The sequence below is a fragment of the Flavobacterium ginsenosidimutans genome (assembly GCF_003254625.1).
In the GTDB taxonomy this organism is placed as follows: domain Bacteria; phylum Bacteroidota; class Bacteroidia; order Flavobacteriales; family Flavobacteriaceae; genus Flavobacterium; species Flavobacterium ginsenosidimutans.
The window spans coordinates 1-24,494 of record NZ_QJRJ01000058.1 but is presented as its reverse complement, the minus strand read 5'-3'; the positions used below and the strand labels follow the sequence as shown (position 1 = coordinate 24,494).

Sequence of the window (24,494 nt, the reverse complement as noted above, 5' to 3'; positions counted from 1 at the left end):
ATTTATGTGCTTGCTGCGATAATTAAGTAGGCGATAAGTGATATGCTTAGTACAAACAGCATCATTGTAATAAAGGTAAGCATTGCGGTTGAATATTGATACTTTCCTTTTTTTAATAGTTTGATTGTGTGAATGTAACGTAGATAAGACAGCAGAATTGTCAACGCGCCAGCAATCAATAATCCGATTCCCAGATAAATAGTAAAATTACTTTTTGGCGCAACTGTTTCTGCTAAATATTTAGCCGGAAGTTGTTTTAAAAACAATGAAAATTTTACCGCGACAAATCCGAAAACCATTATTCCAATTCCCGTACGAAGCCAAGCTAATAAAGTTCTTTCATTAGACAAGTATTCGTTCATAATTTCCTGATCATTTTTTGGCGACATAAATATTTCTAAAGTTTATTAGTGTTCAAAATTTCTATAAGGAGGACAATCGTATCTGTTGTCTTCATTATCTAAGTTATAACTGTCATAAGGATTTGAGTCGTCATAACTTGAAAAAGGAGTATTATCTTCAGCTAAATTTAGTCCACTTTCTATAATTTCATAACAATCATCAGAAGAATGATCACAGTGGTTTTTATAGTTAACATCTTCATTTTGTCCCGAAGTAAATTCTTGATCCATCGCTTCATTTTCATGAGCTGTATCAATATGATCGGGTTTACTGCATTTAAAATCATTCAAATTTGCAGTTTGGCTGTTGACATCTTTTTTCATGGCTGCTATTTTAAATTAGTAAAGTTTTCTAAATTTTGATATATACAAATTTGAAAATAAGCTGCTTAAAAAAATTATAGGATTTACTTTTAATCTTACAAGATTTAATTCTAGATTATTCTTGTCTAATTCTCATTTTGTAAAACTGAAATATAATTCTGTAAAATAAGCACTTACGTATTTTGCAACTTTGTACTATTAATAATTTAAAAAATTATAACATTATGGAAACTTCAAGAAAAGATTCGAAATCTGGAATGAAAGATTCTGGAAAAACTCAAAAATCAACATCTGGTTCTAGAGGAAAAAGCACTACAACAAAATCGAATGATTCAAAAGGTAGAGCTGGTCATTAATTTTTTAGTTTATTAAAAAGACTAAATAGTAAAAGCGTGCTGTTTAAATATAAACAGCACGCTTTTAGGTTTTTATAATTAAGGTTTTATTTCAAAACTTCTTGAATTGTTTTTACAAAGGTTTCAATTGGCTGCGCGCCAGAAACAGCATATTTACGATCAAAGACAAAGAAAGGAACTCCTTGAACACCAATTTCGGCAGCTTCTTTAATATCTGATTCAACTTCTTTAATAAATAAGTTTTCGCTTTCTAGAACTTCTCTAATTTCATTTTCTTCTAATCCAGCTTGGATTCCTAATTTAATTAAGGTTTGTCCGTTGTTTAAATCTTGCCCGTCAGTAAAATAAGCTTTAAAGAAAATTTCTTCCATTCGATCGCCTATATTTTTAGTTTTAGCCAATTGAATGATTCTATGTGCGTTTAAAGAATTTGAAATAATAGCTTTATCAAAATTATAATCCAAACCAACGCTTTTGGCACGTTCTGCGACACCTTTGTGCATTTCTTTAGATTGTTCAATTGACATTCCTTTTCTTTCTGCTAAGAACGTGTAAACGTCCATATCAGGCTGAGAAGTAATAGTTGGGTCAAGCTGAAAGCTTTTCCATTCGATTTCAAATTCATCATTTGGAAATACCGCAAGTGCAGTTTCCAGTTGTCTTTTTCCGATATAACAAAACGGACACATGATGTCCGACCAAATTTCTATTTTCATTTTACAAAAATACGGAAAAAAAATTGTTTCAAGTTTCAAGTTTCAAGTTGATATACTATGCGTATAATTTTTAACGCAAAGTACACAAAGGTTTACGCAAAGTTCGCTAAGTTTTTTTTCTAAAGTCTTTAATAAAGATTATAAGTACGCAAAGCTTTGTGTTCTTAGCATTCTTAAAAAAATTAAACATAAAACTTAGTGAACTTTGCGTAAACCTTTGTGTACTTTGCGGTTTAAAAAACACAAAGTAGATCAACTTGAAACCTGAAACTTTAAACTTGAAACAAAAAGTAAAAAATAAAAAACCGCAACTCTTTATAGGAATTGCGGTTTCTAGGTATAAAAAATGGTTGGTTAATAGCGATATCTTTTTTTTACAATGATATATCTTTTATTTAAAACTAAAAAATATCCCTGTAACAGAAAGAAACTTTAATGTTAACTATTTAACATTACAGGCATTACAAGCATAGTAACTGTTTCGCCTTCTTCTAAACCATCAACAGGCGTTAAAATACCAGCTCTGTTTGGTAAAGACATTTCAAGCATGATCATGTCAGACTGCAAGTTTGTTAGCATTTCAGTTAAGAAACGAGAGTTGAAACCAATTTGTAAATCATCACCTTGATAATCACAAGTTAATCTTTCTTCTGCTTTGTTTGAGTAATCGATGTCTTCTGCAGAAACATTTAATTCTGCTCCAGCAATTTTCAAACGAATTTGGTGTGTAGTTTTGTTAGAGAAAATCGCAACACGACGAACAGAACTTAAAAATAAAGAACGGTCAATCATTAATTTGTTTGGATTTTCTTTTGGAATTACCGCTTCGTAGTTAGGGTATTTTCCGTCGATTAAACGACACATTAAGATATAATTGTCAAATGAGAAAGTCGCATTTGAATCGTTGTATTCAATTTTTACTTCAGCATCAGAGCTTCCTAAAATACTTTTTAAAATGTTTAAAGGTTTTTTAGGCATAATAAAATCTGCAACTTGAGATGCTTTAACATCTGTACGAGCATATTTTACTAATTTATGAGCATCTGTAGCTACGAAAATTAATCCTTCTGGTGAAAACTGGAAGAATACTCCAGACATTACTGGACGTAAATCATCGTTTCCAGCTGCAAAAATAGTTTTACTTACTGCAGTTGCTAAAACTTCTGCTGGAACAAGTGTTACAGATGGATCTTCAAGACTTACAGCTTTAGGAAATTCTTCTCCAGCTGCGTAAGCCAATGCATATTTACCAGAATTAGAGCTAATTTCTACTGTGTTATTATCTTCAACAGTGAAAGTTAACGGCTGCTCTGGGAAAGTTTTTAAAATTTCAAGCAAAAGTTTTGCAGGAACAGCTACGCTTCCTTTGCTTGTAGAATCGATCGATAATGTAGCCGACATAGTCGTTTCAAGATCTGAAGCCGAAACGGTCAACTCATTATTGTTTAGTTCAAACAAAAAGTTGTCTAAAATTGGCAACGTATTGTTGCTATTGATTACACTACCTAAAACTTGTAATTGTTTTAATAAGTACGAACTCGATACTATAAATTTCATCTGCTTTATTTTATTTTTTGATAAGCTTTTTATCTAATTTGGGGCTAAATATACGGATTACAAATATATCTTAAACTATCCAAAGTATTACATTTTTTTATTAACATCTATTTGCTGTATTTTCTTTTTCTGATGAAAGTAAATACAAGTCCGAATATCAATAAAATTAGAATTGGAACTCCGATAGTTATGAATTGAGTTAAAGTATAGCTTTCATAAACTTTCTCTTTGTCTAATAGCGGTAACTCAACATCTTTGCTTCTAATGTTAATAAGTCCTGTGTCATCAAGAAGATAATTGATACAATTCATAATGAAGTCTTTGTTGTCGTATAATTGGCCAGTTCTTTGGTCGTAACCTAATTCAACAGGAATTCCGTTTTTGTCCAGTTGATTTTTAGCTAAATCTCCGTCGGCAACAACAATCATTTTATTTGGTTTTCCTTGTGCTGTAAAAGAATTGTCTTTGAATGGTAAAACTCTATTTTCAAAAGCGGAATGGAAAGAACCTTCTAATAAAACAGCAAGCGGTTTATTTCCTTTGTTAAGGTAATCCTGCGGACTTGTTTTTTCAGTTACCATATTCAAATTGATTTCAACAGGTGAACCAATTGTTTTAGAATATTGAGAAGATTGCAATAAAACCGTTTTTTTGATTCCGTTTTTCAAAGTGTCAATTGGACTTGCGAAATCGAATTTAATTCCGCCCAAATTTTTAACAATTGGATGCTGACTTGTTGGATAAACCTGCGGTGCAAATTTCCAGATAAAATCTTGATATTGTGTTGCACTTCCTTGTTCGCCAGTAGCCAATTTTATTGGACTTCCTTGTTCGTCTTTAATCAAATCAGGATTAATTCTAAATCCATATTTGAAAAACATATCGTTTAGATTTAAATCTCTCGGATAAGCCAAAGTCGCGCCCATATCATTGTACAAGCTGTCCATGTCCGCAGCAACTTGGTCAATTAGCCAAAGTGTTTTACCGCCATTCATAATAAACTGATCCAGAACTTCTTTTTCTTCGTCAGAGAATTTTTCAGTTGGTTTTGCAATAATGGCTAAATCGTATTTCTTCAATTCATTTAAAGTAGCATTCGGGTTTTTGGCAACAGAGTCTAATGTAAAAGGCCCAATTAAATAGCTTTCATGAATTTGCTTTAGCATTCCAGCAATATATCTTTCTTTCAATTCGCCATTTCCTTTAATAATAGCAACTTTTTTCTGTTTGGTTTTCGTTACTTTATTGATAGCATCTGCAATAGAATATTCTAAATGCTGAATTGATCCAATAACTTTTTGCGTAGTCGAAGCGCCCATTATATTTTTCAATAAAGGAATATTGACTTCTTTATTATTGTAAACAGCAACTGCCCAAGGAAAAACCATTGCTTGAGATTGTTTTCCTTTATCGTCAACAGTAATATTTATAGGAGTTAATCCTTTTTGGAAAAGTGATTTTGTTAATTCATCACTTTCATCTTCATTTGCCAACGGATCAACAAATTCGAAAACAATATTTTTATTATAAGCTTGAAATTCTTCTAATAATTGTTTGGTTTCTTGCTGTAAACGTCTAAAATCTGCTGGAAGATCTCCTTCCATATAAATCTTAATAGAAAGTGGATTTTCAACTTGTTTTAGAATCCCTAATGAAGTCGGAGAAAGGGTATAGCGTTTATCTTTTGTTAAATCAAAACGATGAAAAAAGATTGTTCCAAGTACATTTAAAACAACTAAAATAAAAATAGTGATGCCTAATGTCTTTAAATTATGTTTTGTAGATAGTTTCATTAGGCTTTAAAAGATTTTAATTGGTAAACAGTAAAAGACAAGAAAGCGATTGCAATGCTCAAAAAGTAAATAATGTCGCGAGTATCAATTACGCCACGGCTCATGCTTTTAAAGTGATTTTGCATTCCTAAAGCTGAAATTAATCCGTTTGAACCTGGAATCAGAGAACTTAAACCTTCAAAACCAAAATAAAAGAAAAAGCATAAAAAAACGGCAATAATAAAAGCCACAATCTGATTTTCTGAAAGGGTAGAAGTAAAGATTCCAATTGCTGAATAAGAAGCAATTAAAAACAATAATCCAAAATAAGAACCGATTGTGCTTCCCATATCAAGGTTTCCTTCTGGCGAACCTAAATCTGAAATCACTTTTACATAAATCAAGGTTGGAATTATTGCTAGAATAATTAGCAAAAACGAACCGAAAAACTTACCATTTACGATTTCCCAAATTGATAAAGGTTTAGTCAATAATAACTCTAAAGTTCCTTGTTTTTTTTCGTCAGAGAAACTTCTCATTGTTACGGCTGGAATTAAGAAAATCAAAATCCAAGGCGCTAATGTGAAAAACGGAGTTAAATCGGCATAACCTGTATTTAGGATATTGTAGTCTCCTTCAAAAACCCATAAAAAGAGTCCGTTGCTAATTAAGAAAATCGCAATGACTAAATAGCCAATTGGAGAGCCAAAAAAGGATTTTATTTCTCTTAAAATGATTGATTTCATTTGTTATTATTTTGTTTCAAGTTTTTTTGTTTCAGGTTTCAAGTTTTAAGTTCTTGAAATAACTTATAAATTATTTTCCGTGCGTAATTTTTATAATTCGTGAATTTCTAGCATCAATAATTATTAGAAATGTTCCGCCTAAATAATTTTCAGGCAAAGTTCCAGAAATAACCCAGTAATTTTCTAAAAGGTAAATTTCATATGGCCTTTGTTTTTCTATCTTTTCTTTTCCGTAGATATCAAATAAAATTGGCTCTGCGATTTCAATTGCAGTAATGCTGTCTTTTATAATTATCTTTTTATTATCGACAACATTATGTTGTGATTTTTTAGATAAAGCAATTTTTAGTTCTTCATTCGCATTTTCAATTCCTAAAACTAAACGCTTGTTTTGCGCACAACTGCTAAGTGTAATTAGTAAAAGTGATAAGAGAAAATATTTCATAATTTGATTTTTTATTTCATGTTTCAAGTAGCATGCTTAACGTGAAACTTTAAACTTGAAACTAATTTAAACTAACCAATTTATCAACGCTCCAGGCTTCAGGTTTTGCATTGAATAATTTTTTTGTAAAATTCCAAACGGTATTAAAAAGCTCAGAATTTCTATAATTTTCTAAATCTTCTTCAGTTTCCCAATAACTGTAAGTGAAAAAGATGCATTTGTCATTTTTGTCCTGATACAATTCTAAAAAACGATTTCCTTCTGCATTTCGTATTTTCTCTTTCACCGATTCAAAATTCTCTAGAAAATCAGGGATTTTTTCTTCGTGAAAACTCATTTTTACTATTCGGACAAACATGTTATTATTTTAGAATTTAGATTGTTGATTTTAGATTTTTTGAATTGTCTAAAGTCTTACAGGTGCGCAAAAATACCAAATTTGATTGTTGTTTTAAATAAAAAATGAAATATTATAAAATCATGTTTTTCAAATATAGCCTGTGGTTTCAACCACGGGAACACAACGTTTATAATAATGCGTCCCCGTGGTTGAAACCACGTGCTATGTTTATGATGTAATGAATAATCTGCTCAATCAGGAAAATCTGCTAGAGAATTAATCTAAAATCTGAATTCTAAAATCTAAAATTAATTTAGGAGAATTTAATCGTAATCACATCACGATAATTTAATCCCAACAAACTATTGGCAGAACCTACTTTAGAAGGATTACTTCTAAAAATAGCAATTTCTAGAAAACCTGCTTCATTAAAAATAGCCAGTTTTTCTCCCTCATAAGTTTTAATTGGATATTTATCGGAAGTTGCAATTGCCGAATAATTTGGCAGAATTGTCTTGATGCTTTTGGGTTTCATCACGATTTCATACGGGCGTCCGCGTGAAATTTCTAAGAATTGTTTTTTAGAAATATTAGTCACCACATTTCCAAAATGATCAATATAAATGATATTACCTTTTATAGAATTTCCGTCATCGGCCACAAGAGCTTGTAATTCGGTAGCTTCTTTAATAGATGAAATCTCTTTTCCAATTACATTCAATAAACCACCTTTTGATAAATGTGAAGCAACTTGAATGAAAATATCCAAATCTGTCGATTCTATCGGGAAACGATCGTGAATATTAATAGCAACAATTTTCTGCGGAACAATTTTCTGCGTAAGCATACTCAAGATTCCATTATCAGCACAAATAAAATAGTGATCGTTCCATTGCATAGCAATATGCTGGTTCTCTTTATTGCGCTCAATATCGACACCAATAAGATGTACAGTTCCTTTCGGAAAGCTCAAATAAGAAGCGCCAATAATGTAACTTGCTTCGGCAGTATTAAAGGGATCAATGTCGTGAGAAATGTCAATGATTTGAACCTCTGGATTTTCAGAAAGTATTTTACCCTTCAGCGACCCCACAAAGTGATCTTTTAAGCCGTAGTCTGTAGTAAGGGTAATTATTGACATATTTTTGTTTATAACTATTGATAGTATTTAAATCTAATTTTCATTAAATTTGAGAAATGCAAAGCTAATAATAGTAAACACAAATTGAAAGAAAGAAAAGACAAATTGTGTTTTTAAAAGTATTTGCCTGTTACAATATTCAGAAACACTGATTTAAGTTTATTTTGTTAAACTGAGACTGCGACTGAATACTGAAACTAATAAAAAAGACCCGACAACCACTAAATATTAAAAGGAATTATTTTAATTTAAAACTACTTCATTTGAACGAAAGAATAATCGAGCTAGTAGATATTGCTCCAAAAGAGTTTTGGGGCGCACAGGATAGCCATTTAGAAATTATTAAAAAGTATTACCCGAAGCTTAAAATCGTAGCGCGAGGGACAACTTTAAAAGCATTTGGCGAAAAAGAAGTTTTAGACGAATTCGAAAAGAGATTTCAAAGATTAATGCTTCATTTTACGCGTTATAATAATATTGATGACAATGTAATTGAACGTGTAATAATGAGTGATGGTCAAGAAGAAAAAAGATCTTATGATCATGATAAAATCTTAGTTCATGGTGTTGGCGGTAAGATAATCAAAGCAATGACGCCAAATCAGCAATTGCTGGTTGATACGATTAAGAAAAACGATATGGTCTTTGCTATTGGTCCTGCTGGAACCGGAAAAACGTATACCGGTGTTGCTATGGCGGTTAAAATGCTAAAAGATAAAGAAGTAAAAAGGATCATTCTAACACGTCCAGCGGTTGAAGCCGGAGAAAATCTCGGATTTCTTCCTGGGGATATGAAAGAAAAACTTGATCCGTACATGCAGCCACTCTATGATGCGTTGCGTGATATGCTTCCGAATGAAAAATTAGAAGATTATATTTTGAAAGGAATTATTCAGATTGCGCCACTTGCCTTTATGCGCGGACGTACGCTTGATAACGCCTTTGTAATCCTTGATGAAGCACAGAATACAACGCACTCACAAATGAAAATGTTTTTGACCCGTATGGGAAAAAACGCCAAATTTATGATTACGGGTGATCCTGGACAGGTCGATTTACCTAGAAGAACTATTTCTGGTCTTAAAGAAGCTATTTTGGTTCTGAAAGATATTGAAGGTATCGGAATTATTTATCTGGATGATAAAGATATCGTACGTCACAGATTGGTTAAAAAGGTGATTGACGCTTATAAACAAATCGAGAATCACGATTAATAATAATTTTAGTGAAATGTTAAATGTAAATCGTGAATTGTGTTTTAGCATTTATTAATATTCGTTTTGCACGTTTTATTTAAAGGTGCAAAACGAATATTTTTTTATTTAAAAAAAAAATGAAACAACTAGATGATTTCTACCTAAACCAAGAAGAGCCTATAAAAGGAATATTTTTGGCATTAAAAGAAATCATCTTAAAACAAAATCAAGACATTTCAAACACTTTGAAATATGGAATGCCTTTTTTCTCTTATAAAGGAAAAATGTTCTGTTATTTATGGATTCATAAAAAACTCAAAAAGCCTTATATTGGAATCGTAGAAGGAAAACATTTTGATGAAGATTTTCTTATTCAGGAAAATCGCTCACGGATGAAGATTATGATGTTTGATAATAATGAAGATTTACCTTTGGAGCAAATAGAAGCTATAATCAAAAAAGCGATAAATTTATATAAAACGGGAATTGTTAGAGTTTAATTGTTTAAAAAGCAATATTTAACCGAATAGTTAAATAAATAATAAACTTACCTCAATTTTAGCCTTCAGAGCTTGTAATCTTTGTCTAGCCGAGCTTAAAACCGTAAATTTGCACATCATCGAATTTGATAATTAATATGACAAAACTTAAAAATATAAAAGTTGTAGTAAGTGACCTTGATGGAACTTTACTCAACCCACAACACAGAATATCAGAGTATACTAAATCAATTTTTCAAGAACTTCATAATCAAGGTTATTTGATTGTTGTAGCTACAGGACGTCATCACCTTGATGCAATGGCTATTATAGAGACACTTGCAGTGCCAGTTTATCTTGTAAGTTCTAACGGAGGAAGAATCCATTCGCCAAATAAAGAAGAGCTTTTCGCTTTTAATTTGGACAGCGATGTTGTTAAAGCGGCTTTGAATATAGAAATCGATCCAGATGTTACAGTTGTATTATTTAAAGAAAACGTTTGGCAGACTAATAAATGGAATGAAAGATTAAACTCTTTTCAAGCCGAATTAAAATACCGTCCAGAATTAGTTGATTACAAAACCATAGAAGATTTCAAAGCAATCAAAATTTTCTTTTCTTGCGATAATCATGAGAAATTGGTAAAAGTGAGAGACGCTGTTTTAGCTAATTCTTCAGAACATTTGCATCATGCTTTCAGCTTACCAACTTGTTTAGAATTTATGGACAAATCGGTAGATAAAGCGGTTGCCATTGCAAAAGTGCTAGAAAAAGAAGGTTTTACTCTGGATGAAGCTATTTCGTTTGGAGATGGTTTTAATGATTTGCAAATGTTGTGTGCAACCGGTAAAGGATTAATTATGGGTAACGCGCCTTCAATTTTAAAAGATGCTTTACCTGATTTAGAAGTAATTAAAACAAATGCAGAAGACGGAGTAGCAAAATATATCGCATCTAAAATTTTAGATAAAGAATTTGCAACAAGCTAATTTTGAAACATATTAAAATTAAAATCCTTGAATAAATCATTCAGGGATTTTTTTATTTCTGAATCTTAAAATTTCATTGTGTAACTCAGTGAAATAATTTTAAATTTGCATTCATAAAAACAACACAACAAAATGAGCAATACAATCACAACTACAAATTTTAATTTCCCGAACCAGAAATCAGTTTACCGCGGAAAAGTTAGAGAAGTTTATAATATCAATGATGAACTTTTAGTAATGGTGGCAACGGATAGACTTTCGGCTTTTGATGTAGTTTTGCCAAAAGGAATTCCGTACAAAGGACAAATCCTGAATCAGATTGCAACAAAATTTATGGAATTGACGCAAGATATCGTTCCAAACTGGCTGATTGCAACTCCAGATCCAAACGTTGCTGTTGGACATTTATGTGATCCTTTTAAAGTAGAAATGGTAATTCGTGGTTATTTATCTGGTCACGCTGCCCGCGAATATGCCGCTGGTAGAAAACAAATCTGCGGTGTTACTATGGCTGAAGGCCTAAAAGAAAACGATAAATTCCCAGAACCAATTATTACGCCAACTACAAAAGCAGATAACGGTTCTCATGATGAAGATATTTCTCGTGAAGATATTTTGGCAAAAGGAATTGTTTCTGAAGAAGATTATTTAGTTTTAGAAAAATATACTCGCGCTTTATTTCAAAGAGGAACTGAAATCGCTGCAAAACGTGGATTGATTTTAGTGGATACCAAATACGAGTTCGGAAAAACAAAAGATGGTGTAATAGTTTTAATTGATGAAATACATACTCCAGATTCTTCTCGTTATTTCTACGCCGACGGTTATGCTGAAAGACAAGAAAAAGGAGAGGAACAAAAACAATTATCTAAAGAGTTTGTTCGCCGTTGGTTAATCGAAAACGGTTTCCAGGGGAAAGATGGACAGCAAATTCCAAATATGACAGAGGAATATATTGAATCAGTTTCTGAAAGATATATCGAATTGTATGAGAATATTTTAGGAGATAAATTTGTAAAAGCTGATATTGACAATATTGATCAACGTATTGAAAAAAACGTATTAGATTACCTTTCTTCAAAATAATAATTTTGGGTTTAAACTAACTATTTAAACCATGAAATTTATAACGAAAAAAAATGCCCTGTTAGTCTGTTTTGCTACAGGGCATTTTCTTTTTGCGCAGATTGATAAAAATGCGACAAAAGAAACCAAAAAATTATATCAGAATCTTAAAACTATTTCCAAAAAGCATATTCTTTTTGGGCATCAGCATGCGCTTGAATATGGGCACGGATGGAGTAGTGAGCCTAATCGTTCGGATGTAAAATCGGTTACGGGTTCACATCCAGCAGTTGTTGGAATTGATTTTAGTGATTTTTCAGGACGTTCCAAAGACCAAATTGAAAAAACAAAAGAAGTTCTAAGAAAGAATGTGATTGATACTTATGAAAGAGGTGGAATTACAACTGTTTCATGGCATTTTAATAATCCAGCTTCTGATGGAGGATTTTATTGGAAAGACGGAATTTCAGCCGCTTCAATATCTTTGATAAAGCCTGGCGGATCTCATCATGAAGAATACAAAGAAATTTTAAAAAGCATTGCAGATTTTGCTCATTCTGTAAAAGCAAAAGACGGAAAACTTTCTCCAATGATTTTCAGGCCTTTTCATGAATTTGATGGTGATTGGTTTTGGTGGGGAAAAGCACATACATCTAGAGAAGATTTCATTGCAGTTTGGCAGTTTACGGTTTCTTATTTAAAAGATACTCTAGGCGTTCATAATTTTATTTATGCATTTTCTCCAGATAACCGATTCAATTCAGAAGAAGAATATTTAGAACGTTATCCAGGAGATGAATTTGTTGATTTGTTGGGTATGGATGATTATGGAGATTTTGGAAGAGATGGCAAATACGATCTAGATGCTGGACTAAAAAAGCTTAAAATATTTTCTGATTTGGCTATTAAAAAGAAAAAACTAGCAGCATTTACAGAAACGGGATTAGAATCAATTCCAAATGAAAACTGGTGGACAGAAGTTCTCCTTAAAACGCTGAAGTCTGAAAATTTAGAATTGGCTTATGTTTTAGTATGGCGAAATGACACTACAAGTCCAACGCATTATTATGCTCCTTTTCCAGGACAAGCAAGTGAAAAAGACTTTATAAAATTCTATGATGATCCTTTTACTTTGTTTGAAAAAGATTTAAAAAATATTTACAGCAAAAAGTTTAAGATTTAGTTATCATCAAAACAAGTCAAAAAGCGCAATTCGGATAAATCTGAATTGCGCTTTTTATTTTTTTAGAAATCATGCAACCAAAATGATTTTTATGTCGTCTAAATAGTAAATCATCATCATCAATCATTTAACAAACAATCAATCATGAAAAAAACAGTAATTATTTTAGGAACAATTTTTCTTTTTGGAAATGTTACAATTGCATCAAATTCTGGATTAAGAATTAAAAATCAAATTGAGTTTACATTGTACGGAAAATCTCCATTGCATCTCGCAATTAGTAAAGGTGACATTGAAGCGGTCAAAAAATTTGTAATCTACGGAACGGATATCAATAAAAAGGTTAATAATATGACACCTTTAATGGTTGCGGCGCGATTTAATCAATTTGAAATTATAAATTTTTTACTTCTTCATAATGCAAATCCATCAATAGAAAACTCTCAGGGTTTTACAGCTTTAGATTATGCAGAGTATGCAAAATCAACTGAGTCAATTGCTATCTTGAAGAAAATAAAAGAAGGAAGTCGAAGAAATAGTAAATAAAAAAAGAAAGTGCAATTCAAAAATATGAATTGCACTTTCTTTTTTTATCATTTTAAGATGTTATTCCATTTTATCTTTTAAATTCTCTAAACCTTTCTGTAAGTCATTCCCAATCATTTGGTCCATTTTAAGCATTGGAAGCATGATATTTGTTGGATAAGGAATTACACCGCTGATTCCCCATTTTACTTTGGTCTGGTTTTCAGAAAGTGGTTCGGTAGACATAAATCCGACAGCAGTATCTTCCATCGGTTTTTTAAAACGAAGAGCAAAGTCTAGGCGTCGTCCTTCTGAAATCTTTGTAATTTCTTGTTCACCAACACCAACTTCTTTGACATTGCTTTCCCATGAAGAAATAGAACCAACATTTCCGTCAATGCCTTTGTAATTTATTTTTATTTTAGGATCCATATTGGCCCAAACGCTAAACTCATTTTGGTTTTTGAGTGATCTAACATATTTAAAAATACTATCCGCAGGTTTATTGATTGTAATTTCTCTTTCGACAGCATATTCCTTTGGCATAAAATAAGCAACAATTAAAACAATCGAAATAAGTAAAATTAGAATGATTAGAATTCTTTTAATAAATATCATAGTTTCAGTTTTAAGGTTATTATTCTTAGATATTGCATACGAAAACAAGAGTATTTCTCAGTAAAACAACTACTTCTGTACTTTTTGAATATGTAATCGTATAGTAAATTTAAAAAAAAATGATTCTGTTTTAAAGCTGATATTAAACATTTTGAATAAAAGGTGAAAAAAAAGATCAGATTTATTGTAACATATTTTCTTTTTGGTAGTCTATTATAGTATAATCAATAATTTGATAACGTTTAGGTCTTTCAATTATCGTTTTATTAAGTAACTGTTAAGAATTGGTTAAAACATGGTACTTTGTAATGCATAATACAATAAAATAAATTACTTTTACATCATCAAATTAAAATTATCATCATCAATCATTTAACAAACATCAATCATTATGAAAAAATCAGTTATTTATTTAGGACTAGCCTTGGTAACATTTGGAAATGTAGCAATGGCTTCAAATGGAGTTTCAATTGTAAAAAATCAAGTTGAGCTTAAAAGTTATGTAGGAACTCCTTTAAATGTTGCTATTAGTAAAGGAGATCTTGAAACCGTTAAAAAATTTATTGAATACGGTTCAGATGTAAACCAAATGTCTGAAGACTTTACTCCTTTAATGATCGCCGCACTTTACAATAAACATGAAATCATTAAAGTTTTATTGGCTAATGGAGCAAATCCTAATGTGAAAAATGAAAAAGGTTATACTGCATTAAAATATGCACAAGCATCAAATGCTTCAGAAGCAATTGCGCTTTTGAAAGATTTGAAATAACAGTTTAAAAGTTTTGAGTTAGTAAAAATGACCTTTCTGAGCAAAAGGTCATTTTTTTTGTTTATTAGAGAACTTCATCAAACAAAAAAGCACCATTACGAGAATGATGCTTTTCCTTTTTAAATCCCAACAAATTGATTTAAAACTAAATATTATAAATTATTATTCAATTGGCTCATGTTTTTTTCTGTTGAAAACCCAGAATAATATCGGAAACACAAGTAATGTTAAAACAGTTGCAGTCATTAAACCTCCAATAATTACAATTGCAAGTGGTTTCTGTGACTCTGAACCAATTCCTGTAGAAATAGCTGCAGGCATTAATCCAATTGAAGCCATTAAAGCTGTCATAACTACCGCTCTGGTTCTGGCTTTTACTCCCATAAAAATTGATTCTTCGAGTGAGAACTTAGCCTTCAGATTATGATGAAACTCGGATATTAGAATTACTCCATTTTGAATACAAATTCCGAGAAGCGCTATAAATCCAACTCCAGCAGAGATTCCGAAATTCATTCCAGTAATATGCAAAGCGATAATTCCACCAATAATAGCAAAAGGAACATTTGCCAACACAAGAAGCGAATCTTTAAAGTTTCCGAACAGAATAAATAAAAGAACAAAAATTCCAATTAAACTGATTGGTACTACTTGTGCCAGACGCGCACTCGCACGAACCTGATTTTCAAATTCTCCTGTCCATCCTGTGGTGTAACCAGCAGGAAGTTTAAGCTGATTTACTTTTTGCTGTGCTTCAGCAATTGTACTTCCCAAATCGCGATCACGAACAGAGAATTTAACTCCGATAAAACGTTTGGTGTTATCTCTATAAATAAATGCAGGACCAGTAATAGTTTTAATGTCGCAGATTTCTTTTAAAGGAATTTTGATTCCGCTGATGGTTGGAACTTTAATTTCCTCCAAATCTTTTTCATCTTTTCGGTATTCTTTAGAAAAACGAACACGAACATCAAATTTCTTTTCATCTTCATACTTTTCAGTTGCTGTTTTTCCTCCAAAAGCCAATTCTAAAACTGCTTGAGCATCACTTAAAGTCACTCCGTAAGCCGCCATTTTTTCACGATCTAGAATTACGCTGATTTCAGGCTGGCCGACATTTCTTAAAATACCAACATCTTTTATACCCGGAATATTTTTAATTTGTGCTAAAACTTCATTGGCAAGCTGATCTAATTTGTTCAAATCATCTCCATAAATTTTCACAGCATTTGAAGCTTTAAATCCAGCTACCGATTCTGCAACGTTATCAATTACGGGTTGAGAATAATTGTATGTAATTCCCTGATGAACTTTCAATTTATTATCCATTTCATTAATCAGATCATCCATAGAAATTTTACGTTTCCATTCGGCTTTTGGAAGTAAGTCAACTTGAAGCTGAATAAATCCGAAACCATTAGGATCTGTTCCATCGTTGCTTCGTCCAGTCTGAGACAAAACTTTTTTAACTTCAGGAAAACTTTCTAAGTCTTTTCTAATCATTGCCGCAGTTTTAACACTTTCAGGAAGCGAAGTGCTCATTGGTAATTCCGCAGTAACCCATAGCGCACCTTCATTTAATTGTGGCAAAAATTCTGTTCCTAAGAAACCAGCAGAAAAGAAAACAGCGGCTAATAATCCTATGGATGCAATTAAGGTTTGCACTTTATGTTTAAATGTCCAAGCAAATCCTTTGGAAACAATTCGATCCCAAAAATTCACAAACGGATTGTGTTTTTCTTTTACATTTTTATTTAATAAGATATGTGAAAGAACAGGAACTAAAGTCAAAGTAAAAATTAATGCTCCAAGTAATGCAAAACCTAAAGTAAAGGCTAGGGGAGAGAACATTTTTCCTTCTACTTTCTGGAATGAGAAAATAGGAAGTAAGGCTGTAATAATGATCAATTTTGAGAAGAAAATGGCTTTACCCATTTCAGTTCCTGTTTTTTTGATCAAACTTCCTTTTGCAATTTTATTGAATTTTTCCATTCCTAACTGATGCGCTCGATGATCTAAGACGACAAATAGACCTTCGACCATTACAACAGCACCATCAATGATAATTCCAAAATCGACAGCACCTAAACTTAATAAGTTGGCACTCATTCCCATCATTTTAAGACATAAAAATGCAAATAATAAAGAAAGCGGAATGACAATTGAAACGGTAAAAGTAGTTCTCCAGTCGGCCATAAAAAGAAATACAACAACAGTAACCAGAATAATACCTTCAAATAAGTTATGCATTACGGTTTCGGTCGTGAAATTCATCAAATTATCACGATCATAAAATGTTTCAATTTTAATGTCTTTTGGAAGAACATTATCATTAAGATCTTTGATTTTTGCTTTAATTAATGCCAAAGTTTCCTGCGGGTTTTCGCCTTTTCGCATTACCACAATTCCTTCAACCGCATCATCATTATTTCCAATACCAGTTTGTCCAACTCTTGGCATCGAGCTTTCGTAAACGTCAGCTAAGTTTTTAACCAAAATTGGATTTCCTCCAGCATCATCAACAATAATATTTCCAATATCTTCTTTTGACTTTAACAAACCAACACCGCGTACAACAAAAGCTTGTCCGTTTTTCTCAATAACATCACCACCAACATTTAAGTTTCCAGCATTTACTGCATTGTAAACTTGTAAAGGCGTAATATTGTATTTTGCCAATTTGATTGGATCAACCCCAACTTCATAAGTTTTAGTTTGTCCTCCAAAAACATTTAAATCTGCAACACCAGGAAGAGAACGAAGCTGTTTATCGATAACCCAGTTTTGGTAAGTCAATAATTCTCTGCTGTCTCTACTATTACTTTTTACAATATATCTGAAAATTTCACCTGTAGGACCATAAGGAGGCTGAACGTCTGGTTCTACATCATCTGGAAGCGAAACATTTTTTAATAAATTATTTACCTGAAAACGGGCAAAAGTATCATCAACACCATCGTCAAAAATGATTTTAATGACCGATAACCCAAACATTGTAATACTTCTAACGCTAGTTTTTTTCTGAACAGAATTCATTGAGATTTCGATTGGAGACGTTACAAAACGTTCCACTTCCTCAGCACTTTTTCCGTTCCATTGCGTAATGATAATAATTTGAGTGTTGGTAACATCCGGAAAGGCATCAATAGGCATATTTTTGAATGAAATAAATCCAGCAACAGCCAATAATCCAACCCAAAAGAAGGTGAATGCTTTATTCTTTAAAGAAAAAGCAATGATATTTTTTATGAATTTGTTCATGTCTTAGTTATTTAAAGCACCATAAATAAATAGCTGATTGTTTGTGATCACTTTTTCATTCTCTTTTAATCCGCTTGAGATATATGTTGTATCGCCAACAACTCTATAAACTTCTACTTGTCTAGTTTCGATATTATTACGGTCTTTAAAAACCACAACAAAGTTTTTGCTTTTATCAAAAACAATAGCTTTACTTGGTACGGCTATCATAGACTGATTTTCATTAAAAGATAATTTAATATTAGCATTCATATCAGGTTTAAGCATATAATCAGGATTGTTTAATTTGATTCTTGCTTGCATTGCTTTTGTTTCTGGATCAATTACGTTGTAGATTTTATCAACTTTCCCATTAAAAGTTTTATCTGGATAACTTAAAGTTGTAACTGCAGCGCTGGTTCCTAATTTTACTTTATTAATATCAATTTCATTAATATTGGCCATTGCCCAAACCTCACTAATTTCTGCTATATCAAATATATTTTCTGAACGGTCATTTCTTAAAAGCATATCTTGATTAATGCTTTTTTGAATGATAAAACCACTTATAGGAGCTGTAACTTCATAAATAGATCCAGCTTTGATATTATAGATTTTATACGTTTCCTGAATTTTACTCAATTGAGACTGTGCTTTATTTACTTCTGATTTCGCTTGTAAAACATCGCTTTCAGAATTCAGTTTTCCATCAAATAATTCTTGTGCCACTTTCAAATTGTTTTTAGCAACAAGCAAATCGCTTTTTGCATCGATAGACTGTTTTTCAAAATCGGCAACATCGGTACTTTTTATGGTCGCTAAAACTTGTCCTTTCTTAACATAATCGCCAAGTTCAACATTAACTTTCATTACGTTTCCGCCAACTAAAGGATAAACATCAATCATTTTATTATTGTCAGCAGTGATTTTTCCGTAAAAGCTAAGCTCGTTTTTTAATGGCTGAGTTTCTGCAGTAGCAGTTGTTGTAGTTTTTAACATCGCATCACTTAAAACAAATGAGGTATTTGTTTCTGGATTTTCAACTTCTTTTTTGCAGCTTGTAAGGGATAAACCTGCTAATGCTATTCCGATGAATAATATATGTTTCATTTCTGTAATTTTTTAAAATAAATCTTTGTTAATGGTGCTATTTAATTCTTCGCCTGCTATTACTACTTTTTTCTTTAATTCATTTAACTGAATTATTGCTTGATTGTAGCTTTCCATAAAATCTGTAAATTCTAAAAGACTTACATTTCGTTTTTGGAAATTGGTTAGCATCCCGTTATATACCGCTTCAAAATCTGAATTTACGGTTGGTTTAATCACGCTGTAGTTTTGTCTGGATTCATCCCATTTTGTCCAAGCCGATGTAATTTCCGTTTGCAATTGCAGTTCAAAATTTTGTTTTTCAACTTTAGATTGCTCTAAAATGGTTTGGGCATATTTAATATTTCCTTTGTTTTTATTCCATAAAGGAAGCGGAATCCCTATACTCACATTAGCTTCTTTATTAAAAGCACCACTTCGCTGATCATAATTAGCGCCTAGAGTAATATCTGGAACCGATAATGATTTCTGCCATTTTACATTCAATTCATTCGCATCAATTTCTTTTTGTTTGGCTAAATAATCAGGACGGTTTGCAATAGCTTGTTCTTCGAAGCTTTTAAGATCAAAATCGATTATTTTTAAGTATTTATTCGAATCATCTTTACTAACAACAGGAATTACATTTTCAGTTTCATTTAAAAGAAGTTTTAAATTAGCCTGTTCCTCTATATTGTTGTTAATTACTTCTAATCTTTCGTTTTTGAAATTAAGATATAGTGATTGCAAGCGTACAACATCTTTCAAAGGGATATTCCCTTTTTGCGCTTGAACCGAATATGAATTAATTAAATCCTCGATATGAGCTAACTGCTTATCTGTATTTTCGAGATTTTTGGAGTTATAGTATACAGTGTAGAAACTCTTGCGCAATTGGAATTTTAAAGTACGCAGTAGATCATTAAACTGTAATTCTGCCAATTGCGTATTGGTTTGAGCCAGTTTAACTTCATTACGTTTTTTTCCGCCAAGATAAATAAGCTGTTCGATGCTAAATGCCTTTTGACCTTCTTTACCAATATCAAAAAACTTATCTCTTTCAGGGTTATACGCATTCAATTCAGCAGTTATCGTGGGATTGTCCCAAATACGCGCTTGAATGGTTAAAGCTTTTGAGGCATCAATATTGTATTGGGATGCCAGTAAATATAGATTCTTTTTTAAGAATTGGCTTTCGCAGTCTTGAAGAGTGACTGTTTTCTGAGCCATAACTACCTGATTTAGGAATGCAAGTAGCAAGAATGCATATAGTTTTTTCATTGTATTAAATTTATTTTATACAAATATGCTATCGGTAAACTTTAAGATGCCTTAAAATCTACCTTAAAAATAGCTTAAAATAAATTATCTACGAAAAATAATACAAAATAAATTTATGTTATCACTTGGAATACTGTATGTTATGTGTGAATTGTGAAGATTTAATATTCGATTTACAATTCGAAGGCCTAATCCGAAACCGGTTATTCCTTTTGCATTTTCTCCACGCATAAAAGGCTGAAAAAGATTTTTTTGTTCAGCGTCATTTAATGTTCGGCCAGAATTTGAAATCGATAAAAGCAGTAAATCATTTTCTGTACTGATTTTTACTTTTGCCTGTTTGTTGTCAGAATAAATATATGCGTTCTTTAAAACGTTTGTAATGGCGATTTCCAGAAGATTTTTATTACCATTAATTTCTAAAGCAGTATCCAGATCGTCACTTTCTTCCATTTCAAAAAGTATGACAAAATCTGGGAATGTTTTGTTGATCTTTTCAATCGAAGAAAATAATATTTCATCGATACGCTGTATTTCATGATAATCTGCTTTTCGATTATCAATTTTTGAAAGAATTAAAAGCGAATTAATTAATTCACTTAGATGATTAACATCTCCTAAAATGTTGTTTAGAAAAGATTTCTTTTTCTCTTTTATATCTGGATCGGCAATAGCATTTTCGATCTGAGAAGTCATCCTAGAAAGCGGTGTTCTTAATTCGTGAGATGCGTGAGCAGTAAATTCCTTTTGCTTTTGATATGAAACTTCGATACGATCCATCATAAAATTGAATTCGTCAGCAATTAAATCAATTTCATTTTTAGTGCTTTTAGATTCGATTCTTGTGTCAAGATTGTTCTCGTTGATATTTTTTATTTTCTGATGAAAAGCATTTAGCGGATTCATGGCTTTTCGAACCATAAAAGAAGTTAGCAACCAGCAGATTGTGGTAAAAAATATATAAGAGATAATTAATGTGTATCTTAGGAAAAGCAGTTTTCGATTTCCATAATCGTCTGTTGCAGAAATTAAAGCATAGAAATCTTTGTCATTTGTATCATAAAATACGCCATAGACTTCATAATTTCCTTGTTGTTTAAAAAAGGTTTTATTCTTTTTTAAATACTTTAAATCATTTACAGACCAATTGATTTTTGCATCGTCAATACTGCTATAAATCAGTTTATAATTAGAATCAAAGACTAAAGTTTTTTCGTCGTATAACTTATTAATAGAATTCTGGTCGATTATTTTCAAAAGCTGATTATCAACCTGTTTTACATTAACTAATAATTTGATATTAGATAAAGCTTTCACTTCCAATCGATCACGAAATTCTTCTTTTCTGTAATTAGAATACAAAATGAATATCACTGTAGATGCCAATCCGAAGAGGATGGTAAACAGTAAACTTACTAAAAGTGATATCCGATTTTTTAATGTCATTCCTGATCGCTTAAATAATAGCCGTAACCAACCTTGGTACGAATAAGTTTAGTCTCATGATCTTTATCAATTTTTTTCCTCAAAAAGTTGATATAAACTTCTATTGTGTTCTGATTAGTTTCAATATGATAATCCCAAAGTTTTTCAGCAATAAATTGTTTCGAAAGGACTTTTCCTTTGGCATGAGCCAAAATTAAAATCAGTTTGAATTCTTTTGGTGTGAGTTTAATTTCTTCTCCAGATCGAAAAACTTTCATCTCATCTTCAAGAATTTCCAAATCTTTAACTATAATTTTATTTTCTATCTGCTGCGGAACTTCTTTTCGTCTTAAAAGAGACTGAACTCTTGCATATAGTTCTTCAAAATGAAAAGGTTTTACCAAATAATCATCTGCACCATTATCAAAAGAAGATAATTTATCTTCAATTTCGCTAAAAGCGGTGAGCATGATAATTGGTGTTTTTTTGTCAATTTCTCGAATAGCTTTGCAAACTTCGATTCCATTTGTACCTGGAACATTAATATCAAGAACGATTAAGTCATAATCGTAAGGAAAATATTTTTTCAGCAAAAAAGTTCCATCATAAAAAGGAACGCACTCGAACTCCTTTGAGGTAAAGAATGCTGAGATTTCTTTTGATAAAGTAAAATCGTCTTCGAGTAAAAGTATTTTCATTCTTATAAGAATTTATAAATTCGGCTATTAAGAAACAGCCGAATTTAATATATAGTTTTTAATTGAAATAAGAGAAACTCTCGTTGCTCTCAATTTTCAGCAATGTTTCATAAATCAATTGAATAACATTCTCAACATCATCTCTATGAACCATCTCTACAGTCGTATGCATATAACGCAACGGAAGTGAAATTAATGCAGATGGCACACCGCCATTACTATAAGCAAAAGCATCTGTATCTGTGCCAGTAGCACGAGAAGTTGCATGTCTTTGAAACGGAATTTTATTTTCTTCCGCAGTATCTACAATTAACTCACGTAATTTATTTTGTATCGCAGGAGAATAGCCAATAACAGGACCTTTACCCATTTTAAGATCACCTTCCACCTTTTTGTCAATCATTGGAGTAGTAGTATCGTGGCAAACATCTGTTACAATAGCAACATTTGGTTTTATTCTATGCGCAATCATTTCGGCTCCGCGAAGACCAATTTCCTCTTGGACAGAATTCACAATATATAAACCAAAAGGAAGTGTTTTATTATTTTCTTTTAATAAGCGAGCAACTTCAGCAATCATAAAACCGCCCATTCTATTATCAATCGCACGACAAACAAATTTATTCTCATTCAAAATCATAAATTCATCAGGATAAGTAATTACACATCCAACGTGAACACCTAAAGCCTCAACTTGTTCTTTGTTTTCACATCCTAAATCAATAAATATGTTACTCAGTTTCGGAATCTCTTCCTTATCACGTAAACGAGTATGAATTGCAGGCCATCCAAAAACACCTTTTACGATTCCTTTCTTAGTATGAATATTAACTCTTTTTGAAGGAGCAATTTGATGATCAGAACCACCATTTCTAATTACATATATTAAACCATCTTCAGTAATATAGTTTACATACCATGAAATTTCATCAGCATGCCCTTCAATAACAACTTTATAAGGAGCATCAGGATTGATTACACCAACGGCTGTTCCGTAAGTGTCAGTAATAAAAGTATCAACATAAGGTTTTAAATAATCCATCCAAAGTTTTTGGCCTTCACTTTCGTAACCAGTAGGAGAAGCGTTATTTAGGTAGCTTTCTAAGAATGCTATAGAGGTATCTTTTAAGATAGAATTTGTGCTCATAAAAATATTTTTCTGCTAAAATATAAATTTGGTATTAGAGTTGTGTATAAATATATAATTTTACATTTAAATTATGATTCGATGAGATTAACCACCTTTGTTTTATTTGTACTGTTTGTTTCCTTTTCTTCTAAAGCCCAAGTCACTCCAAAAGAGAATGAACAAATGGGCTATATATTAACTGAAAAAGATTCTATTTTAGGTGACACCATTCAGTTGCCAGAAATAATTATTTCAAAAGGGCAGAAGATGAGCCCAGAAGAAATGAAACAATTTCAAATTCTTCAGAATAGAGTTTATAAAGTATATCCGTATGCAAAACTGGCTTCAGAGAGATTAACAGCTCTGAATAATGGAATGGCACGTTTAAAAACAAATCGCGAAAAAAAGAAATACTTTAAAATCGTTGAAGATTATTTAAATAATGAATTCGAAGAAAGACTTAAAAAACTATCCAGAAAACAAGGGCAGATTTTAGTTAAGTTAATTCATCGCCAAACAGGAATCACAACTTATGAACTAATAAAAACATTAAAAAGTGGATTTAAGGCTTTTGTTTCCAATACAACCGCCAATTTGTTTGATATTAGTTTGAAAGAAGAATACAAACCGTACGAAGTAAATGAAGACTATTTAATAGAAACAATTTTAGTACGAGCATTTGAATCTGGCCGACTCATAAATCAAAAACCAGCAAGTCCTGTAGATTATGACGATCTATCAGAGAAATGGCAACAAAGAGCAAAAGATCTAAGCAAGAAATAATTCTACATATATATTATAGTATAACCCGACAGGTTTTAAAAACCTGTCGGGTTTCTTTTTTATACAATATATATAAGGTATGATTTGAATATTATGGTTTTTAAGGAGCTGTTTCCCGCTATCCGCTTCAATCTTTTTATGGCGAACCCCGCCACAAAAAGGATTTCCGCTCCTATCGGGGCTAGGGCACCGGTTTCCAGAAAGAAAGAAAAGGCTAAACTTTG

Annotated in this window: 25 protein-coding genes; 9 read left to right on the top strand and 16 right to left on the bottom strand. The window is 31.7% G+C overall.

Annotated features, from left to right (window positions below):
• Positions 1-2 precede the first annotated feature (2 nt).
• Positions 3-389: a YidH family protein gene (locus DM444_RS00640; RefSeq protein ID WP_111283026.1), complete on the bottom strand. Its 387-nt coding sequence runs from the start codon at positions 387-389 to the stop codon at positions 3-5.
• Between the two features lie 18 nt (positions 390-407).
• Entirely contained in the window at positions 408-725 is a 318-nt protein-coding gene (locus tag DM444_RS00635; protein ID WP_111283024.1) for a hypothetical protein, read from the bottom strand.
• A gap of 224 nt (positions 726-949) precedes the next feature.
• Here DM444_RS00635 and DM444_RS23980 point away from each other — a divergent pair, with 224 nt between their 5' ends.
• Entirely contained in the window at positions 950-1,081 is a 132-nt protein-coding gene (locus DM444_RS23980) for a hypothetical protein (protein ID WP_262510489.1), read from the top strand.
• 86 nt (positions 1,082-1,167) lie between these two features.
• On the opposite strand, the gene DM444_RS00630 is transcribed toward DM444_RS23980, so the two are convergent.
• The 7 genes from DM444_RS00630 to DM444_RS00600 all read right to left on the bottom strand — a co-directional run bounded on the left by DM444_RS00630 (position 1,168) and on the right by DM444_RS00600 (position 7,798).
• Positions 1,168-1,797, bottom strand: coding sequence for a DsbA family oxidoreductase (locus tag DM444_RS00630; protein ID WP_111283022.1), 630 nt, complete (start codon positions 1,795-1,797; stop codon positions 1,168-1,170).
• A 438-nt stretch (positions 1,798-2,235) separates the two neighbouring features.
• Complete coding sequence (dnaN, locus tag DM444_RS00625) at positions 2,236-3,354, bottom strand: DNA polymerase III subunit beta (protein ID WP_111283020.1); 1,119 nt, start codon at positions 3,352-3,354, stop codon at positions 2,236-2,238.
• 107 nt (positions 3,355-3,461) lie between these two features.
• Positions 3,462-5,147: a gliding motility-associated ABC transporter substrate-binding protein GldG gene (gene gldG, locus DM444_RS00620; RefSeq protein ID WP_111283018.1), complete on the bottom strand. Its 1,686-nt coding sequence runs from the start codon at positions 5,145-5,147 to the stop codon at positions 3,462-3,464.
• Positions 5,147-5,872 carry a gliding motility-associated ABC transporter permease subunit GldF gene (gene gldF, locus DM444_RS00615; protein WP_111283016.1) on the bottom strand — a complete coding sequence of 242 codons (726 nt, stop codon included), beginning with the start codon at positions 5,870-5,872 and terminating at the stop codon, positions 5,147-5,149. Before gldF ends, gldG begins: the two co-directional genes overlap by 1 nt.
• Positions 5,873-5,942: 70 nt before the next feature.
• Positions 5,943-6,317: a YbbC/YhhH family protein gene (locus DM444_RS00610; protein ID WP_111283014.1), complete on the bottom strand. Its 375-nt coding sequence runs from the start codon at positions 6,315-6,317 to the stop codon at positions 5,943-5,945.
• A gap of 61 nt (positions 6,318-6,378) precedes the next feature.
• A complete protein-coding gene (locus DM444_RS00605) occupies positions 6,379-6,675 on the bottom strand; it encodes a putative quinol monooxygenase (protein WP_111283012.1) in 297 nt (98 codons plus the stop codon).
• A gap of 295 nt (positions 6,676-6,970) precedes the next feature.
• Complete coding sequence (locus tag DM444_RS00600) at positions 6,971-7,798, bottom strand: SAM hydrolase/SAM-dependent halogenase family protein (protein WP_111283010.1); 828 nt, start codon at positions 7,796-7,798, stop codon at positions 6,971-6,973.
• A gap of 263 nt (positions 7,799-8,061) precedes the next feature.
• Here DM444_RS00600 and DM444_RS00595 point away from each other — a divergent pair, with 263 nt between their 5' ends.
• The 6 genes from DM444_RS00595 (at position 8,062) to DM444_RS00570 (ending at position 13,256) form a co-directional block, all read left to right on the top strand.
• Entirely contained in the window at positions 8,062-9,012 is a 951-nt protein-coding gene (locus tag DM444_RS00595) for a PhoH family protein (RefSeq protein WP_111283008.1), read from the top strand.
• A 119-nt stretch (positions 9,013-9,131) separates the two neighbouring features.
• Positions 9,132-9,494, top strand: coding sequence for a DUF1801 domain-containing protein (locus DM444_RS00590; protein ID WP_111283006.1), 363 nt, complete (start codon positions 9,132-9,134; stop codon positions 9,492-9,494).
• Positions 9,495-9,631: 137 nt separating this feature from the next.
• Complete coding sequence (locus DM444_RS00585; protein WP_111283004.1) at positions 9,632-10,462, top strand: Cof-type HAD-IIB family hydrolase; 831 nt, start codon at positions 9,632-9,634, stop codon at positions 10,460-10,462.
• 132 nt (positions 10,463-10,594) lie between these two features.
• On the top strand, positions 10,595-11,548 hold the full coding sequence (locus DM444_RS00580; RefSeq protein ID WP_111283002.1) for a phosphoribosylaminoimidazolesuccinocarboxamide synthase: 954 nt from the start codon (positions 10,595-10,597) through the stop codon (positions 11,546-11,548).
• 31 nt (positions 11,549-11,579) lie between these two features.
• Positions 11,580-12,710: a glycoside hydrolase family 26 protein gene (locus DM444_RS00575; RefSeq protein ID WP_111283000.1), complete on the top strand. Its 1,131-nt coding sequence runs from the start codon at positions 11,580-11,582 to the stop codon at positions 12,708-12,710.
• 144 nt (positions 12,711-12,854) lie between these two features.
• Positions 12,855-13,256, top strand: coding sequence for an ankyrin repeat domain-containing protein (locus tag DM444_RS00570; RefSeq protein WP_111282998.1), 402 nt, complete (start codon positions 12,855-12,857; stop codon positions 13,254-13,256).
• A gap of 60 nt (positions 13,257-13,316) precedes the next feature.
• Here DM444_RS00570 and DM444_RS00565 read toward each other — a convergent pair whose 3' ends face one another.
• The gene (locus DM444_RS00565; RefSeq protein ID WP_111282996.1) at positions 13,317-13,853 is read right to left on the bottom strand and encodes an SRPBCC family protein; all 537 of its coding nucleotides are present in this window, start codon (positions 13,851-13,853) and stop codon (positions 13,317-13,319) included.
• A gap of 391 nt (positions 13,854-14,244) precedes the next feature.
• Between DM444_RS00565 and DM444_RS00560 the strand changes: the two genes are divergently transcribed.
• Positions 14,245-14,625 carry an ankyrin repeat domain-containing protein gene (locus tag DM444_RS00560; RefSeq protein WP_111282994.1) on the top strand — a complete coding sequence of 127 codons (381 nt, stop codon included), beginning with the start codon at positions 14,245-14,247 and terminating at the stop codon, positions 14,623-14,625.
• Between the two features lie 162 nt (positions 14,626-14,787).
• Here DM444_RS00560 and DM444_RS00555 read toward each other — a convergent pair whose 3' ends face one another.
• The 6 genes from DM444_RS00555 to DM444_RS00530 form a co-directional block, all read right to left on the bottom strand.
• Positions 14,788-17,886, bottom strand: coding sequence for an efflux RND transporter permease subunit (locus DM444_RS00555; protein WP_111282992.1), 3,099 nt, complete (start codon positions 17,884-17,886; stop codon positions 14,788-14,790).
• A 3-nt stretch (positions 17,887-17,889) separates the two neighbouring features.
• Positions 17,890-18,975 (bottom strand): efflux RND transporter periplasmic adaptor subunit, encoded by a 1,086-nt coding sequence (locus DM444_RS00550; protein ID WP_111282990.1) that lies wholly within the window; start codon positions 18,973-18,975, stop codon positions 17,890-17,892.
• A gap of 12 nt (positions 18,976-18,987) precedes the next feature.
• Complete coding sequence (locus tag DM444_RS00545) at positions 18,988-20,235, bottom strand: TolC family protein (protein WP_111282988.1); 1,248 nt, start codon at positions 20,233-20,235, stop codon at positions 18,988-18,990.
• A gap of 84 nt (positions 20,236-20,319) precedes the next feature.
• A complete protein-coding gene (locus DM444_RS00540) occupies positions 20,320-21,681 on the bottom strand; it encodes a sensor histidine kinase (protein WP_111282987.1) in 1,362 nt (453 codons plus the stop codon).
• A complete protein-coding gene (locus DM444_RS00535) occupies positions 21,678-22,358 on the bottom strand; it encodes a response regulator transcription factor (protein WP_111282985.1) in 681 nt (226 codons plus the stop codon). Before DM444_RS00535 ends, DM444_RS00540 begins: the two co-directional genes overlap by 4 nt.
• Before the next feature lie 58 nt (positions 22,359-22,416).
• Positions 22,417-23,505: a M42 family metallopeptidase gene (locus DM444_RS00530; protein WP_111282983.1), complete on the bottom strand. Its 1,089-nt coding sequence runs from the start codon at positions 23,503-23,505 to the stop codon at positions 22,417-22,419.
• Positions 23,506-23,586: 81 nt separating this feature from the next.
• Between DM444_RS00530 and DM444_RS00525 the strand changes: the two genes are divergently transcribed.
• Positions 23,587-24,270, top strand: a complete 684-nt coding sequence (locus tag DM444_RS00525) for a DUF4294 domain-containing protein (protein WP_111282981.1) — start codon at positions 23,587-23,589, stop codon at positions 24,268-24,270.
• Positions 24,271-24,494: the final 224 nt, after the last annotated feature.

What these genes read in the sequence shown, in the direction of transcription:
- DM444_RS00640 (WP_111283026.1), bottom strand. Translation starts at nt 389, where the DNA reads ATGTCGCCAAAAAATGATCAGGAAATTATGAACGAATACTTGTCTAAT.
- DM444_RS00635 (WP_111283024.1), bottom strand. Translation starts at nt 725, where the DNA reads ATGAAAAAAGATGTCAACAGCCAAACTGCAAATTTGAATGATTTTAAA.
- DM444_RS23980 (WP_262510489.1), top strand. Translation starts at nt 950, where the DNA reads ATGGAAACTTCAAGAAAAGATTCGAAATCTGGAATGAAAGATTCTGGA.
- DM444_RS00630 (WP_111283022.1), bottom strand. Translation starts at nt 1,797, where the DNA reads ATGAAAATAGAAATTTGGTCGGACATCATGTGTCCGTTTTGTTATATC.
- dnaN (WP_111283020.1), bottom strand. Translation starts at nt 3,354, where the DNA reads ATGAAATTTATAGTATCGAGTTCGTACTTATTAAAACAATTACAAGTT.
- gldG (WP_111283018.1), bottom strand. Translation starts at nt 5,147, where the DNA reads ATGAAACTATCTACAAAACATAATTTAAAGACATTAGGCATCACTATT.
- gldF (WP_111283016.1), bottom strand. Translation starts at nt 5,872, where the DNA reads ATGAAATCAATCATTTTAAGAGAAATAAAATCCTTTTTTGGCTCTCCA.
- DM444_RS00610 (WP_111283014.1), bottom strand. Translation starts at nt 6,317, where the DNA reads ATGAAATATTTTCTCTTATCACTTTTACTAATTACACTTAGCAGTTGT.
- DM444_RS00605 (WP_111283012.1), bottom strand. Translation starts at nt 6,675, where the DNA reads ATGTTTGTCCGAATAGTAAAAATGAGTTTTCACGAAGAAAAAATCCCT.
- DM444_RS00600 (WP_111283010.1), bottom strand. Translation starts at nt 7,798, where the DNA reads ATGTCAATAATTACCCTTACTACAGACTACGGCTTAAAAGATCACTTT.
- DM444_RS00590 (WP_111283006.1), top strand. Translation starts at nt 9,132, where the DNA reads ATGAAACAACTAGATGATTTCTACCTAAACCAAGAAGAGCCTATAAAA.
- DM444_RS00585 (WP_111283004.1), top strand. Translation starts at nt 9,632, where the DNA reads ATGACAAAACTTAAAAATATAAAAGTTGTAGTAAGTGACCTTGATGGA.
- DM444_RS00580 (WP_111283002.1), top strand. Translation starts at nt 10,595, where the DNA reads ATGAGCAATACAATCACAACTACAAATTTTAATTTCCCGAACCAGAAA.
- DM444_RS00575 (WP_111283000.1), top strand. Translation starts at nt 11,580, where the DNA reads ATGAAATTTATAACGAAAAAAAATGCCCTGTTAGTCTGTTTTGCTACA.
- DM444_RS00570 (WP_111282998.1), top strand. Translation starts at nt 12,855, where the DNA reads ATGAAAAAAACAGTAATTATTTTAGGAACAATTTTTCTTTTTGGAAAT.
- DM444_RS00565 (WP_111282996.1), bottom strand. Translation starts at nt 13,853, where the DNA reads ATGATATTTATTAAAAGAATTCTAATCATTCTAATTTTACTTATTTCG.
- DM444_RS00560 (WP_111282994.1), top strand. Translation starts at nt 14,245, where the DNA reads ATGAAAAAATCAGTTATTTATTTAGGACTAGCCTTGGTAACATTTGGA.
- DM444_RS00555 (WP_111282992.1), bottom strand. Translation starts at nt 17,886, where the DNA reads ATGAACAAATTCATAAAAAATATCATTGCTTTTTCTTTAAAGAATAAA.
- DM444_RS00550 (WP_111282990.1), bottom strand. Translation starts at nt 18,975, where the DNA reads ATGAAACATATATTATTCATCGGAATAGCATTAGCAGGTTTATCCCTT.
- DM444_RS00545 (WP_111282988.1), bottom strand. Translation starts at nt 20,235, where the DNA reads ATGAAAAAACTATATGCATTCTTGCTACTTGCATTCCTAAATCAGGTA.
- DM444_RS00540 (WP_111282987.1), bottom strand. Translation starts at nt 21,681, where the DNA reads ATGACATTAAAAAATCGGATATCACTTTTAGTAAGTTTACTGTTTACC.
- DM444_RS00535 (WP_111282985.1), bottom strand. Translation starts at nt 22,358, where the DNA reads ATGAAAATACTTTTACTCGAAGACGATTTTACTTTATCAAAAGAAATC.
- DM444_RS00530 (WP_111282983.1), bottom strand. Translation starts at nt 23,505, where the DNA reads ATGAGCACAAATTCTATCTTAAAAGATACCTCTATAGCATTCTTAGAA.
- DM444_RS00525 (WP_111282981.1), top strand. Translation starts at nt 23,587, where the DNA reads ATGAGATTAACCACCTTTGTTTTATTTGTACTGTTTGTTTCCTTTTCT.